At 39.3% G+C, this 15,580-nt stretch carries 14 protein-coding genes; 8 read left to right on the top strand and 6 right to left on the bottom strand.

Features of this window, described 5'->3' with window-relative positions:
* Positions 1–126 precede the first annotated feature (126 nt).
* On the top strand, positions 127–1,125 hold the full coding sequence (gene rluF / locus PG901_RS06085) for a 23S rRNA pseudouridine(2604) synthase RluF (protein ID WP_271133883.1): 999 nt from the start codon (positions 127–129) through the stop codon (positions 1,123–1,125).
* Positions 1,126–1,294: 169 nt separating this feature from the next.
* Positions 1,295–1,573, top strand: a complete 279-nt coding sequence (gene ppiC / locus PG901_RS06080; protein WP_271133882.1) for a peptidylprolyl isomerase PpiC — start codon at positions 1,295–1,297, stop codon at positions 1,571–1,573.
* Positions 1,574–1,885: 312 nt separating this feature from the next.
* Here ppiC and PG901_RS06075 read toward each other — a convergent pair whose 3' ends face one another.
* The 4 genes from PG901_RS06075 to PG901_RS06060 form a co-directional block, all read right to left on the bottom strand.
* Entirely contained in the window at positions 1,886–2,413 is a 528-nt protein-coding gene (locus PG901_RS06075; protein ID WP_201624549.1) for a peroxiredoxin, read from the bottom strand.
* A 175-nt stretch (positions 2,414–2,588) separates the two neighbouring features.
* Positions 2,589–3,224 carry a class I SAM-dependent methyltransferase gene (locus PG901_RS06070; protein WP_271133881.1) on the bottom strand — a complete coding sequence of 212 codons (636 nt, stop codon included), beginning with the start codon at positions 3,222–3,224 and terminating at the stop codon, positions 2,589–2,591.
* 23 nt (positions 3,225–3,247) lie between these two features.
* On the bottom strand, positions 3,248–4,321 hold the full coding sequence (locus tag PG901_RS06065; protein ID WP_271133880.1) for an HNH endonuclease domain-containing protein: 1,074 nt from the start codon (positions 4,319–4,321) through the stop codon (positions 3,248–3,250).
* 266 nt (positions 4,322–4,587) lie between these two features.
* The gene (locus PG901_RS06060; protein ID WP_271133879.1) at positions 4,588–5,070 is read right to left on the bottom strand and encodes a leucine-rich repeat domain-containing protein; all 483 of its coding nucleotides are present in this window, start codon (positions 5,068–5,070) and stop codon (positions 4,588–4,590) included.
* A gap of 838 nt (positions 5,071–5,908) precedes the next feature.
* Here PG901_RS06060 and PG901_RS06055 point away from each other — a divergent pair.
* The 6 genes from PG901_RS06055 (at position 5,909) to PG901_RS06030 (ending at position 13,445) form a co-directional block, all read left to right on the top strand.
* Positions 5,909–7,168 (top strand): MgtC/SapB family protein, encoded by a 1,260-nt coding sequence (locus tag PG901_RS06055; RefSeq protein ID WP_271133878.1) that lies wholly within the window; start codon positions 5,909–5,911, stop codon positions 7,166–7,168.
* A gap of 362 nt (positions 7,169–7,530) precedes the next feature.
* A complete protein-coding gene (locus PG901_RS06050; protein ID WP_271133877.1) occupies positions 7,531–8,550 on the top strand; it encodes a WG repeat-containing protein in 1,020 nt (339 codons plus the stop codon).
* A gap of 51 nt (positions 8,551–8,601) precedes the next feature.
* Positions 8,602–9,120, top strand: a complete 519-nt coding sequence (locus PG901_RS06045; protein WP_271133876.1) for a hypothetical protein — start codon at positions 8,602–8,604, stop codon at positions 9,118–9,120.
* Between the two features lie 210 nt (positions 9,121–9,330).
* Positions 9,331–10,986, top strand: coding sequence for a WG repeat-containing protein (locus PG901_RS06040; protein WP_271133875.1), 1,656 nt, complete (start codon positions 9,331–9,333; stop codon positions 10,984–10,986).
* Between the two features lie 296 nt (positions 10,987–11,282).
* Positions 11,283–12,509, top strand: coding sequence for an SEL1-like repeat protein (locus PG901_RS06035; RefSeq protein ID WP_271133874.1), 1,227 nt, complete (start codon positions 11,283–11,285; stop codon positions 12,507–12,509).
* Between the two features lie 102 nt (positions 12,510–12,611).
* Positions 12,612–13,445: a tetratricopeptide repeat protein gene (locus PG901_RS06030; protein WP_271133873.1), complete on the top strand. Its 834-nt coding sequence runs from the start codon at positions 12,612–12,614 to the stop codon at positions 13,443–13,445.
* A gap of 75 nt (positions 13,446–13,520) precedes the next feature.
* On the opposite strand, the gene PG901_RS06025 is transcribed toward PG901_RS06030, so the two are convergent.
* Both PG901_RS06025 and PG901_RS06020 read right to left on the bottom strand, forming a co-directional pair.
* On the bottom strand, positions 13,521–14,405 hold the full coding sequence (locus tag PG901_RS06025; RefSeq protein WP_271133872.1) for an XAC2610-related protein: 885 nt from the start codon (positions 14,403–14,405) through the stop codon (positions 13,521–13,523).
* Positions 14,406–14,993: 588 nt separating this feature from the next.
* Positions 14,994–15,580: trimeric intracellular cation channel family protein (locus PG901_RS06020; protein ID WP_271133871.1), on the bottom strand; the 587-nt coding region annotated here is incomplete at its 5' end.

The following is a 15,580-nucleotide window of genomic DNA, read 5'->3' as shown; positions in this document are numbered from 1 at the left end:
CCTATCTCTCCTGAAACGTGAACTGAATTTACTATATAATGTCAGCCATCTCGTTGTTGATAATCCATTCAGTTGAGGTCTTTTTCTTAGCAAGAAAGACTTTTTATTAGGTAAAAACGGTGCTTTATGTTTAACGCTTCTTCGACTCGCTTAAATAAATACATCAGCGAAAGCGGTATTTGCTCCAGGCGCGATGCTGACCGCTTTATTGAACAAGGTAATGTGTACGTCAATGGCAAGCGTGCTCAAGTAGGCGCGCAAGTAGTTGCTGGAGATGTAGTAAAAGTTAACGGCCAGCTTATTGAGCCACGGGAAGCAGATGATTTCGTTTTTATTGCGTTGAATAAACCAGTAGGCATTGTGAGCACCACGGAAAGCTCTGAGAAAAACAATATCGTTGATTTTGTGAGACATAGCGTACGTATTTTCCCGATTGGGCGTTTGGATAAAGATTCCCAAGGTTTAATCTTTTTAACGAGCAATGGCGATTTGGTTAATAAGGTGTTACGTGCGGGTAATAACCATGAGAAAGATTATGTGGTGACGGTAAATAAGCCGATAACGGATAGTTTTATTGAAGGCTTAGCAGGTGGCGTGCCTATTTTGGGCAGGATGACAAAAAAATGTCCGGTCACTAAGGTGTCGCCTAACGTGTTTAACATCACGCTAGTGCAAGGTTTAAATCGTCAAATTCGCCGTATGTGTGAGCATTTTGGCTATGAAGTCGTGAAGCTTGAGCGCACACGTATTATGAATGTGAGCCTTAAGGGTCTTCCCGTTGGAGACTGGCGAGATTTAACCCCAAAAGAGATGGCTGTTTTACTGAAGTCTATAGAAGACTCTTCTTCAGAAGACAGTACTGCTGCTAAGAAAACTCGTAAGGCACCACGAAAAAAACCTCGTACGGATACTTCGTCAAAGTCAAAAGAATCTTCAAAACCAACGGGCGCAGCAAAGGGAAATGCGAAACATCCCAAAGATAGTGCTAGAAAACCAGCGGGTTCTAAAGGTAAAGACAGGCGTCCTTTTGATGATAGCAAGAAGCCTGCTGGCAAGGGCAAACCTGCTGCAAATGGCAAGCGCCCAGCAAAAGGTCGAGGTTCTTCGCGGTCCTCAAAACGATAGATTGATAGGTAGTGGCAGCGCCACTCAAAAGGCACCGATTCTCATCTAAAGAGTAGCGCCTGTGTGGATAATGACTTTTGATGCAATAGCGTAGTCAAGTTAGGCCAGCAACCAAAGAGAGTAGTGATATAATGCCCCGATAATCGATATTTTATAAAGGGTTTACATTATGGCTCGTACCGCTAGCGCATTACACATTTTAGTAAAAGACAAAGAGGTGGCTGACGACATTATTGCCAAGCTTAAAAAAGGTGCCCAGTTTGATGTGTTGGCCAAGAAACACTCCACCTGCCCATCCGCTAAAAAAGGCGGCAGCTTAGGTGAGTTTAAACAAGGTCAAATGGTACCGGCATTTGATAAAGTCTGCTTCAACGGCGAACTCTTTACTCCGCATTTAGTGAAAACCAAGTTTGGCTGGCATGTGGTTAAAGTGCTTTATAGGACGTAAGCGTTAGATTTTATAGTGGCATAGAAGCTTTGAGCTGTTTTTAATAGATGATGCACAAGAAAAGCCAGACAGCTTGAGTTGTCTGGCTTTTCTTATGCTTAATACTTATCTGTTTGCCAAAAATCATGCTCACATTATCACTATCCCCAACAATAACACCGCTCAGTGATAGAAATTTTTATAAAAACCATAAAAAAACTGCGTAGCCTTTATCTTTAAAGATGACGCAGTTCTACAGTATTTGAATATCCGTATGTGAGCATCTATCGACGCCCGATAACACTTAATAACAACAGTCAAGCGTCAATGTGATTAAGCATTACTTTTCAAATACGCTAACATAGTGTCTGCATCTGATACTTCAAACGGGTCAGTTGGGCAGTTGTCGTCAAAACCAGCTTCTTTAAATACTTTTTTGATGGCTTTATTGTCGACATACATTGAATAACGCCATGAGCGCATACCAAAGCCAAGATTGCTCTTATCAACCAGCATGCCCATTTTACGAGTGAACTCACCATTACCATCAGGAAGCAAGAAAACGTTTTCACGGTTTTGCTTTAAGCCCCATTGGTACATGACGAAGGCATCATTGACAGAAATACAAACGATTTCATCTACGCCTAACGCCTTAAACTCATTGTAAAGCTCTTCATAGCGAGGTAGATGGCTGGTCGAACACGTTGGCGTAAAGGCACCTGGTAATGAGAACACAACCACTTTTTTATTGGCAAATAACTCATCTGTGGTTAAGTCTTGCCATTTAAATGGATTGTCTCCTCCGATAGATTCATCACGAACACGAGTTTTAAAAGTCACATCAGGTACATGGGTAATCATTATTTACTCCGATTTAGGTTATTGTCTTTTTGTTTTGTAAAATACTTCACTTATATGATAATAGCTATAGTAGTCCATAAGCAAATCTTTAAGCTTATAGTCACTATATAAGCTATCAAAATAAATAGAAAGAGAAGCCTAATCCAAAAATAGACTGTGTGAGAATTTAAGTTTGTCATTGCTTAATCATAATATTAAACCACTTTTCATCTCTATGTGCTCTTTGGCCATTGGTAAGCCAAATTTCATCTTTGAACTCATGGTTGGTTTTTTGCTTGATAGTTTCCCAGCGTTTTTCATTCATATCGCAAAAAAAGCGGTTGTCTTTCACGTGCTCATTATCGCCATATTTAAACGATGCGTAAAAAACTCCATCATCAGTTAGCATGTGTAGCAACCCATCTATTAATTCAGGCAGCTCCTTATAAGGTACATGGAGTAATGAGGCGCATGCCCAGATAGCGGCAAATTGACGTTGCCAGTTTTTTTGGATAATGTCTTGAAAAGTAGCGCAGTGCCACCCAATCGTATCTTGATAGTCCATGCGCTTTTGAGCAGCTGCTTTTGCAAGGTCAAGTAATGCCGAGCTACTATCAATAGCAGTAACATTGAAGCCTAAACTGGCAAAATGCATACTGTCACGACCTGAACCGCAGCCTAAGTCCAGTATTTTTTGTTGGTTTGATGATCTAACAGGCAGGTTATTTATAAAGGGTTGATATAGCAGACGCATATTCACAGCGATGGTTTGCTCAATGAATGAGGGTGCATTGCTGTTATAAAAGGCTAGGGTGTTTGATTGATCTATCATAGGTTATATATCGCTGTTTATTATCAGAAAAGACTACAGCCTTGTTGTTGAGGTTGGCAAACATGAATCAAACGTTCTTTTGAGAAGTTAAAGGACTTTTGCAAAAACTGTTGACGCATCTTCTCATTCTTACCCGTTTGATTGATTAAAGTCTCACGTAAGGGGTGGTGACTGCCAATCAAATATTCGTTGCGTGTATGCAGTCTTTTTAATAATTCAATATTAGGTACTTGAGCAGATTTACCGTCTATACCACGGTTGCAATCAGAGCAAGCAAGCACTAGATTCCAAACGCCATCGACATTAACGGGACGACAGCAACCAGCGGTTGCTACTTGGGGTTTTAAAGTGTGCGGAAAAAAGTGGTCAACGTCTGCTAGCATCGGGTCATTAGAAGCAATACTTATTTCTTTAAAACAGTAAAAGCATCTGCTCTTTTGATAGCCGTTTAATGCACCTCTTGAACTGGTGATATCGATGCGGCGATGTTTAGTATCTTGAGTAAATAGCTGTTTGGTATCCTGGTCAAATTCAACCGCAATTAAACCTTTACCAATATTGAGCTCCCAAGATTTTTCTACCAAATTCCAACGTGATTCTGTCTCAAAATTCAAATTTTCAGCCGAGTGATCAAACACATAGAATAATTTAAATAAGTTATCTGTTAAACGTATACCTTTATTATGTTTACGCTCATCAATAAAAAACTCTTCATCAATCACGTCATAAAACCGTTCTTGCACCGCTTTAGTATTGACCACATGAAATGCGTCCAAAACGTATTTAAATCCTTCTTTATTCGTGATATCAATGAGTTCGTCTTCGCTAATCTGTTGATGGTTGAATTGAATGCAAGCATTGATAAACTTACCACTACCAAAAGTGCTTTGTTTAGGACTGTGTTTTAGATGTTCACACAGATGCATGGCGTAGGGCAGTGCCAAATCTTCTAATGAAATTAAATCAGAATCTCTTTCTAAGCTAACGTCGATCAGAGCTTTGGCAAGCGCGAATTTATAAGAAGCTGTATTTCTACCAAACAAAATAATCGCTCGCCAGTAGTTTTCTAGCGTGGGTTCAACGTCTATAAAGTTCATGAATGGCTCAATCTATCGTTAATTAGAATGGACTGTAGTGATAGTCGACTCTAATAGTACTATAACTTTAACGGTTGAAACGAGCTTTTGGTTTAAGAAGTGGGGCACAGTTTGGGCACCAAATGGGCACTGCACCGAAAACGAGCTTTTTGATTGAGTAGCTAAACTTAACTGGATTAGAAAAGATATTTCGAAATATCTTCTACAAGCCTTGAAAATTAGACAAAAAAAAGCCTCACCGCTCATATAAAGAGTAGTGAGGATTTTTAAGTATTTGGAGCGGGAAACCTCTCCAAGCTTTTTGAAAAGATATTAAGCGATTTAAGATTCTTTAGTTGACACAGTACCTTTGGGAACTCAGCAAAATCACAGTTCATATACACCAGCGTCTCTAAGTTCTCTAATTGAGCAATCTCGTCCGGCAGCTCATTAAAACCTCTGAGTCTAAGATACTTTAGATTTGTTAAATGGCCGATAGTGTCAGGTAACGGCTCAGTAGACTCACTTTCGCTTTGTAATACTGACTTATTATCAATATAACTATAACTCGTTGATTCTCCATATCCCAAATCCAGTCGCTCTAACTGGCGCAACGCTTCAGGTTCACGAGGGACGGTGCTATCAGGGCTGCCTGATATATTATGGTTGTCAATCCAGTCCCATATCTCTATCATCCAGTCTTCAACGCCCGTATCTTGATTGATATTTGTATTGTCATTTTGGTTGGTTTTATCGCTATATGCTGTCATAAGGTTACCTTTTAATACTTGTTAAATAATGATGATTAAATGAGGTGAATGCATTCAAATTCTTAGCTAGTCTTATTGCTATGTGTCAAACTGCAGATTAGTTGGGCACAGTAATAAAACCAAGGTAAGCCATATTTTTAACATAGCTTTGACTATCAGTGAATGAGACTGATAAAGGTTTATGAAGCAGTTTGGAGAGTTTGCTTAAAAAAGCGGAATAGCAGAAAGCGCTCATAAGACTCAGTAGCTGAGTATGAGAAGAATATTTTAGAAGTATGAATTTTGGAATCAATTGACTAGAAGTAGTCATAAAGAAATCTCCTGTTGCTCTGTCTGTGCCAAATTGAAACGACACAGTCACCTTACAGAGCAAAAAGGAGGTGTGCGTTTTACCAGTCTTTGTTTTTCATCGCGCTGGAAGTAGCCGTAAACCCACGATGTTTTTTTATCATAACAAGCTGTTTAGCATTTGTCAAAAGTGACATTGAGCTATGCTGAAGAAATTTTAGAGAACAATGGCAATATCTTAGCGACTGCAAAGCAGTTAGGCATAGCCATACAAACCTTATCTAACTGGCAGAATTAAGCGAATGAAAGCTATTGTATTGTGTCAGCATACTGAGTCTTTGATAGTGCTGGGGCAGTCTGTTATAAGTGTTTCCATTAGAGCAGTCTATTTTAATTGGTCTATTAACAGGTTTAAAGAGTAAAACGACTGGTTCTGTTGAGATATAGATCGCTAAGACCGGTGTGGTTTGATTTTTATCGTCATGCTGCGTAATCAAAATCTCCCAAGTTTAGTTATACGGATTTGACAGCAGGGGTCATAGAGAGTGGGATGAATTTCATAATAGAAAATACATTTACGATTGAACCTGTCCAAAGTTTAATTACTGCATCTACTGCAGCGCTAGGTTGTGGACTACTCATTGGTCTAGAAAGAGAGCGTAGCAAACAACGTGAGAATCAACACAGCTTTGCAGGTATTAGATCTTTTGCAATTTGCTCTCTATTAGGGGCAATTTGTTTTTCTTTCGGCTTGTTTATGGGACTCATAGGAGCATTGATAGTAGGTGGTATAAGTATCATCTCTACTCATAAACAAATTGAAGATCCAGGTGTAACCACTGAACTTGCTTTTATACTCACCTATTTTATAGGTGGACTATGTTTATGGCATATTCCTTATGCAGCGGCACTTACCGTCGTCCTTACCTTCCTTCTAGTGACAAAGCATTCAATGCATGGAGTAGCGGTTAGATGGATTACTGAGCGTGAATTTAAAGATGGTATATTTTTACTGGCCTTACTTTTAATTGCACTTCCTTTAACCCCCAATAGGGATCTTTGGGGTTCAGTACTAAATCCTTATATTATTTTAAAATTATTGATATTGATTTTAGCCATTCAAGCACTAGCACATATGGCAAAGAGGCTTTTACCATCACGCCACGCCATGTTTTTATCTGCTTTAGCATCAGGATTTATATCCAGTACAGCCACGATTGCAAGCCTTGGAATAGAAGTTCGTCAGGGTCGTGCAGATGCAAAAGAAAATGCTGGAGCTGCCCTTATATCCTGTGTCGCAACAGTGGTACAGCTTCTTATTATTGTTGCAGGTGTAAGTTTTAGTTGGCTTAAAATTTTATTATTCCCCTCTATTATTGCCATTATAATGTTAATTATTCCTGGAATATGGTTGATGAGAAAAGCTCGATCCGAAGAGAAAGCTAAGTTAACTGATACACCTATGTTTAGTTTAAAAGAGGCGGGTGTCATTGTAGTGACACTTACTATTATTCAAGTACTTGTTTATGGTTTAAGTTTATGGCTGGGTGACGCCGGTCTTATTGCAGGAACCGTACTGAGTTCTATGTTTGAGGTGCATGCAGCAATGGCTGCCGTAGTCATGCAAGGGAACCCAACTAACCCTATTTTATTGCTCGCCTTATTATTAGGTTTAGCGACACATGCAATTTCTAAATCAATTAATGCGGCAATTACGGGTGGTTTTCAATACGCACTTGCTTTTGTTCCAATCCAAATTATTCACATGACTGTTTTAATTATCTTGATATATACTATGAAGAATAATTAAAAAAACTCAATGAGTAAGGCTCATTCACCCGCTTTAGAAACCAATTTTCGGTCTTGTTGATGGTATAAAAGAATTATAAAAATGACAAGTCATACAAATTGATAGCTACGACCGATAGTTTCGATTTAAACAAGAGATGCTATACAAAAAAGCCAGGTAACTTGGGTTGCCTGGCTTTTTTGTATCTATAGCTTTTATCTAAAAGATAGCTTAAGGCTTAGGTAATAAATAACATATATATTGATATATGAATAAAAGTTGATTACTATTGTTGCCTAAATTTAATACCCTTAGTAGCAGTGTTGCCTAGGCCAGTTTTTATCAATGCTATATCGCTTCCACACCTTATAATCGAGATTGAGATGAAAATATATAATAAAAAAACGGCATTGGCTTTAAGTCTCTGTGGCGTATTTGCGACATTACCTGCTGTAGCCGCATTGCAGAGTTTTGAGATAGAGAATAACAATGAGGTTAAATGTGGCTATAAAAATGATAATGGGAAGGTTGTTGTAGCTGCAAAATATTATAGTTGTGGTGATTTTTCAGAAGGTATGGCGCGTGTCTCATTAATGAAAATGGGCAAGGTCAAAGGTTATGATGGCGCTGAGGATTACGAAGACTATTTATACATGCAAGGCTATATCAATGAGGCTGGAAGACTAGTCATACCGGTTGAACATCAAGCACCACTTTTTTATGGCGTGATTATTGACTATCGTGATTTTAAAGAAGGTTTGGTTGCCGTCTATAAAAACGGTAAATACGGCTATATGAATAAAACGGGTAAAATGGTCATACCCTATACTTACCAAACGGCAGGCGATTTCAGTGACGGTAGAGTAGTCGTCAGTAAAAATGATAAGTATGGCGTCATCGATAAAACTGGTAAGACCATAGTGCCTTTTAAATTCAACTGGTTAGATGATTACTATGAAGGTTTGGCTAGGTATAACACCTCAATGCAGGGTGATGATGAGGGTAAGATTGGCTTCGTTGATAAGTCTGGCAATATAGCAATTCCTGCTAAATGGAATGAAGCCATGGAGTTCTCCGAAGGGCTGGCTGCTGTAAAAGTTGGAGGATATAACAACGGCAAATGGGGTGTTATAGATAAAACTGGCAAGGTGATTGTACCCCCTAAATACGATAGGGCTTATATTGAGCCAATGGGAGATGCTGAAGACGTCGATGGTGGTCGCTATGAAGGTGGAAAGTTAGATGTTTATAATTTGAACACTAAAGGCGCTAATGCCTATAACGATGGCTATGACAGTATCACTCGTTTTACGCTAGATCGCCAAGGTAAGGTACTCTCTAAAAAGACTTATGCAGATTGGAATGAAATGGACCAAGAACGTTATCCGCAAAACTATCAGTGATCCTATAAAGGTTTGTAGAACCATCTAATCTAAATTAAGAGAAAACTTATTATGTTAAAAAAAACGAGTCTGATGTTCGCGGCATCTTTAGTTATTTTGGGTCTATCCTCTATTTCTAATGCAGCACCTAAAACGAAATACGGTGTGACAGTGGTTGAATGTGAATTTGATTATGAGGATGAAGAGTTTTGTACCGATAGCCGCTTAAAAAGCTACGCAAAGGTGATAAAAGAGCGCAAGCCTAACTTCGATGGTAATAAGATTATTTATGCCTTTGAGACTAATGCCAAAGGTTATATGAAGACACTATATCGATTGGTTGTTATTGATCCTGCTAAGAAAAGAGTCGTGCCTTTTGGCTATGCGTTATCAGCTGCAACTGACGGTGAAGGAAATGCGGTAGCCGTGAACAATAAAGGCGATACTATACATTACGATTTTAATCTTAAATCCAACCGTTTTTGTTTCTCTGGTGATATTGATGCCTATAGAATGTCTTCAGGTTATATGAATGAGCCTTTTTGTTTTAAATACGATAAGTCTGAACAAGGCTTGGTAAGAGAGTATTAGGTTCATTTTTATATATATCTTCTAGATCAAAGGCTGTACTTCAAGTCAGCCTTTGCATACTGCTAAATCTAAAAGTGATAGTTATATGACTTCAGGAGTTTATAACTTTGACAACTGGAAAGACTATTAATCACAATCTCAGAAATTATTATCAAATATTTATATAACTCTGAAACTTCTAAATATCCCCACTTAACAAGGACCGTTGCATTGAAACCTATCTATTTACCCTTAGTTTTTAGCCTTCTCGCCATATCAGGATGTAGTGACAAGAATAATGCTGAAGTGACGCCATCGTCAGTAAGTGAAAAAAAGGCAGTCGATACTGCTGAAGTTGAAAATGATAAAAAAGAAGAGAAGTGCGTTATACCTGATGGAGAGGGCTACGATAAAGTCGGTTGCTTAAGAGACGGACTTGCAGGGGTCATTAAGAAGAGTAACGATCAATATGAAAAAACCAATAGAGTGGGCTATATCGATAAAGATGGACAACTAATTATTCCGTTTGAGTTTGATGCGATAGTGGCAGGAGAGGGAGGAGAGTCGTTAGAGTTTAATGACTTCTCAGAAGGCTTGGCTGCTGTCAGTAAAAACGATAAATATGGTTTTATTGATACCAAGGGTAAGGTAGTCATAGAGCCAAAGTACGAGTGGACAAGCAGTTTCTCTGACGCACTCGCTATTGTCAGTGTTGAAGGTCTTTATGGCGCTGTTGATAAACAGGGTAAAACCGTTATTCCGTTTGAATACCAAGCTTTAGCTAATTTCTATGATGGATTCGCCACAGCAGCTCGTCCACCTAAGGACCCGGAAGATTATGAAAGTAAATATGGACTGATTAATAAACAGAATGAGGTGGTCATACCCTTTATGTATGAAAGTATGGGCAACTTAAGCGAGTCGCTCATCGCCGTTAAGAAAGACGGTAAATGGGGCTATGTTGATACCATTAACAAATCGATTATTCCAATAAACTTAGCATATGAAACGGCCAATGATTTCTCAGATGGCTTGGCTGCTGTCTTTAGCTACGAAGAAAACAGTGATAATCTTAAATACGGATACATTGATAAGACAGGTAAGCTTGTAATCCCCATGCAGTTTATTAAGGCTTATTGGGATGATAGTGAAGGTCTAATAGATTTTAATAACGGTATTGCTGTCGTTAATGATAAAGAGGGTCGTACCTTCTGTATTAATAAAAAAGGTAAGGAAACTCAATGCCCAGATGGTATAGGCGTTACTGATAATCAATTCGATGATGAGGCTAATAACTTAGATGAGGAAGCTTTAGAAGCGAAGAGTTCTGATGCCCCGCAATTCATCGCCATAACTGATTATCTCGCTTTAAAACCTAATGACAATTGGACATGGGATAAACTAGCGGCGATACCCTATGCAAAAGAATGGCTTGAGAAAACCCCCGTTAAAAATGAGTATGAGCCTGAAGATCCAAACTATTCTATCAACGCTAGATTGAACGAAACAAGTTCGATGTCAGCATATGGTAATAAGAGCCGGCCAAATATTATTACTCTAGGTTCAGGTCAGGGTATAACGGAAGATGAGTCTCTTGGTGGCGTCTACAAGCTTAATGATTTCTTTAATCAAAAAGATTTAACTCGCATTCCGTCTAACTGTGATGTTGATTCACGTTTTGTCCAAAAGTTTTATAAATGGGAAAAGAATGGGTTTCAACCTTTATATATTTATGATGTAACAAATCCGAGCAACTCTGGAGCCGAAACAGAATTTGGTATTGCAAAAAGCCTAGAAGAATTTTTTAAGCCAGAATATGAAAATTCGTACTTAGAAGTACAAAATATGAATAACAATTATGACGAAGTTGTTTGTACCTTTAAATAGTGAGAAATAATGCTACTACTATTGGCTACCCATTACAAAAAATCGAACAACTGAACCGCCCAAGTATTGGCAGAGACTGATCATTTTGAGAGATTAAGACAATACCGGAGTGGTGCAGACATCTTCTCTAAACTGTTGCTAGCCTTTTAAGCTGTTGCTAGTAGCAGTTAATAGAATGGTAGCTTTACAAGATATATAATATCAATATCCAATCAAGCTAAATATAGCTAGAATTAAGAAGTCGCTATTGCTTTTAATCGCTTAGATATTTGCTTTTTGTAGAGGGAGTGTTAGTCATGACTACATCTAAAACGTCTGTTATTTATAACGTGTTGATTTTGAGTCTATCGTTTGGATTAACGTTACCAGCTGTTAGTGCAGACTTTGCAAAGACCCAAGCGATTGCGGAGCAAGAAGATGCTGATGCTCAATACCGCCTTGGTTTTAAATATTATATGGGTAATAAAGGCGTTGAGCAAGATTATGCCAAGGCATTTGAATGGTATAGAAAGGCTGCCTCTCAAGGTAATGCTGAGGCTCAAAATAATCTTGGCGAACTATATGATAAAGGCAAAGGTGTTGAGCAGGATTCGGTTAAAGCTTTCGAGTGGTATCTAAAAGCAGCAGAGCAAGGTGATGACAAGGGGCAGTTCAATGTTGGTGCTCTTTATCACAAAGGGGAAGGGATCGAGCAGAGTGATAGCAAGGCCCGAGAGTGGTACTTAAAATCTGCTTCTCAAGGAAATCATGGTGCTAAGAACAATTTACAGCTTCTAAGCCTCAATAGAGAAAACAGACCTCAAAATCAAGCTAAAACGATTGAATGGCTTACTAAAGCCGCCAACGAAGGTAATGCAGACGCACAGTTTAAACTTGGGGTTTTATATCACGAAGGCAATGGAGTAACACAAGATCATAGTAAAGCGGTTAAATGGCTCACCAAAGCGGCTAATAAGGGACAAGCAAAGGCTCAGTATGTTCTCGGAGCAATGCACTACTTTGGCAGAGGGGTTGAGCAAGATTATACCAAGGCTAGGCAGTGGTGGCAGCAATCAGCTAATCAAGGTTATGATGAAGCTCAGTATAACCTTGGTGTCATGTACAGCCATGGCGAAGGCATTGCTCAAAGCCATAGCAAAGCATTTGAGTGGTATCAAAAAGCGGCTAAACAAGGGCAGGTCGATGCACAAAATAATCTTGGGGTCATGTATGAAAATGGCAGCGGCATTGCTAAGGATTATGTGAAAGCGTTTGAATGGTATCAAAAGTCCGCCGCTCAAGGCTTATCTGAAGCCCAATATAATCTGGCCTGGATGTTTGAGAATGGCTATGGTGTAAAGCAAGATTATAAGCAAGCATTTAGCTGGTATCTCAAAGCGGCTAAGCAAGGTGATACTATGGCAGCCTATGTCATCGGCACGATGTACAACTATGGCAGAGGGGTGCAGCAAGATAAATCTCAAGCTGATACATGGTTAAATAAAGCTTGTGGAAATGGAGTGGAGATGAGCTGCAATCAGTAACCGCTGCTTTATAGATAATCATTGATAAAGTATTCATTAATCAGCCTTAAGTAAATAAAAAATTTATCGTTGTAAGCGTCTTGATGTTATTAAGGATAAGCCATGGAGCTCTCTATAATGAAAACGATTTTTATCCATACAATGATGATTTTAGCTTTATCGCTTGGGCTAAGTGTGCCAGTCTTAGCTGCAGACTTTGCAACCACTAAGCTGAAGGCAGAGCAAGGACATGCTGATGCCCAGTACCGCCTTGCCCTAATGTACGATTACGGCGAAGACATAGATCAAGATTATGCCCAAGCCTTTAAGTGGTACCAAAAGTCTGCCAACCAAGGATATGCAAAAGCGCAATATAATCTTGGGTGGATGTATAAAAATGCTCATGGTATGCCAGAAGATAATACAAAGGCAGTTGAGTGGTATTTAAAAGCTGCTAACCAAGGTGATGCGTCGGCTCAAGCTACCGTTGGATCGATGTACTACAGTGGTAAAGGGGTTACTCAAAATTACGCTAAAGCCCTAGAATGGTATTCGAAGGCTGCTAACCAAGGAAACGCAGTCGGTCAATATAATATGGGAGTAAGCTATTACCAAGGAGTCGCCTTACCTCAAAACTATGAGAAGGCTGTCGAATGGTATCAAAAAGCTGCGGATCAAGGTTTTTCAGACGCACAATATAATTTAGGTCTTATGTTTGAGGAAGGAGAAGGGGTTAGTCAAGATTATAATATAGCGCTGAAGTGCTACCAAGACGCTGCTGATCAAGATAATGCCCATTCTCAGTATCGCCTTGGGGTGATGTATGAAGCGGGAAAAGGCGTGCCTAAGGATAAAGTCGAAGCACAAGAATGGTATCAAATCGCTTGTAATAACGATTATGCAAAAGGCTGTAAAGCCTATGATAGGTTAAATGTGAAAGAACTGCGCCGCCCTTAAGGTTATTTAATGAATCGACATATACCGCCTTCAATGTAGATAATATACATTTACAGCAGTGAACATCTAGGCTGTCTAGCAGCAAGGCACTCTTTTCCATTGACCATTTACTCGTTTGAGAGTGTCGTCCTTAAAGCGCGCCAGTTGCTTGTGCGGATAACGTGTTGCATAGCCTAAGACTGCCTCCAATGTTTTATTACGCACAAACTTTTTACTCTGTGGATCATAGAGCCAGTAAATATATTTTTCACTGTGATCGCCTTCTGCGACGTTCAATACCAGATCAAAATAGCCGTCGTAGTTCATATCCACATATCTGGTACTGTGCGCCGCTGCTTTAAAACCCGTTAACTTCTGCACCACTTTATTCGTATCTTTATTAATGACATCCACTTGGGTGATGGCAGAGCGATACCAACGCTCATCGTCAACGCCATAATATTTAAAGACAAACTGTGGATAGGTCTTAACAGGAATTGCTGGGGAAAAAGTGGTTTTTTTGATTGTCGCTGCGCCCTCAGGATAGTGGGTGACTGTTCCTACTAACGTATTATTACGCAGATTTAGCGTACCATCGATGGCATATTCTGGTGGTGCTTCTAGTCCAATCTCTGGGTCATATGATTTTAAGGTGATGTTCAAGCCTTTCTGAAATCCTTCAACTGATACGCCGTCATCTTTGTTTAAATAAAATAAAGTGCCATGAGGGTTCCATATCCCTGAATATACCGTTAATAAGAACTTTCCATCATCCGAGCGCCAATCACGCTCGGCATAAGTGATGACATCCGTGATTAGGTCGACAGGTTTTTTTATAGCAGATTTATTGGTCGAAGTTGCCTTTGTGGGAGTAGCTGCTTGTGTACTAGGTACAGTGCTAATTAATAGTACTGGCAATATGAAGCAGCCTAAAGCACTTTTAAAAGTGATGTATTGGCAGTTTAATCTAAGGTTTAACATCGCCTATCTCCCTATAATGCGTTTGTGTAGTTATACCTCTACATCATATTTGCCGATTGAACGAGATCCATACACTGTGCTCACCTTCCTTGGCGGCACTGATTTTTTATTATAGCGCTGTTCAATTAGCTTCACCGAGCGTTTATTGTTAATAGGGTTGGTTAACACTTTATAATTTATGGGGTGTTTAATACGGCTATAGGAGTTTGTGCTAAACGATAGGCAGATTGAGATCTGAATCAGTCAGCTCTTATTTATGGACCAACGCTAACTATTTTCAGGCTTTATTAAATAAGCTATGATCAATGTCATTGGTTCAATATAAGTGGTTCCATTATAGCAGTCTGTTTTAAGTAGTCTGTTAATAGGTTTAAAGGGTGAAACAGCTGGTTCCGTTGGGGTATACCATACTTACTAAGCCTTAATGAAGCTTGTAAATATGCTAAAAATTAGCTAGATCAGCATCTTTTTGGCGTTAACCACTCAAAAAAAGAGTCAGTATGATGGTAGAAAAATAGAGAGCCTTGAAGGCTCTCTGAAATAACACAGCTCGCTCGTAGACATCATTACAACGGTAGGATCACTATTTTATTTCGCATTCTCTAACAAACGAAATACGGGTAATCGCCACTTTGCTCTAACTGCTACCATACGGATTAAGTAACCAGTAACTAAACTAATAATGACGCTGACATTACCACTAATAGCAAAATGCTGAAGTATCAAATATAAACAAGCAATGACTAAAGAAACTGAAGCGTATAACTCATGATGTAAAACCAATGGGGTTTGGCGACATATTAAATCACGCAGCAATCCGCCAAAGACGCCTGTTGCAATGGCCGCAACTATACAAACACCGTAATGGAGTCCCATGTTAAGCCCTACTTGACAACCAATGATACTAAAGGCCGCCAGCCCTAAAGCATCCAAACGTATGAAAATGCCATTAAATTTAACAACCCATTTAGCCAACCAAGTCGTTATAAGGCCGGCCACACAGACAATTAATAAATATTTAGGATGTTCTACCCAAGTTAAAGGGTAGTTACCAAGTAGGATATCTCTTACACTACCACCACCTATCGCTGTTACACTCGCGATAAGCATAACCCCAAACCAATCCATATTCTGTCGTCCCGCGCTTAGTGCCCCCGTCATTGCCTCTGCTGTAA

This window comes from Psychrobacter sp. ANT_H3 (assembly GCF_027919975.1).
In the GTDB taxonomy this organism is placed as follows: Bacteria; Pseudomonadota; Gammaproteobacteria; order Pseudomonadales; family Moraxellaceae; genus Psychrobacter; species Psychrobacter maritimus.
This window is presented reverse-complemented; position numbering and strand designations above follow the sequence as displayed.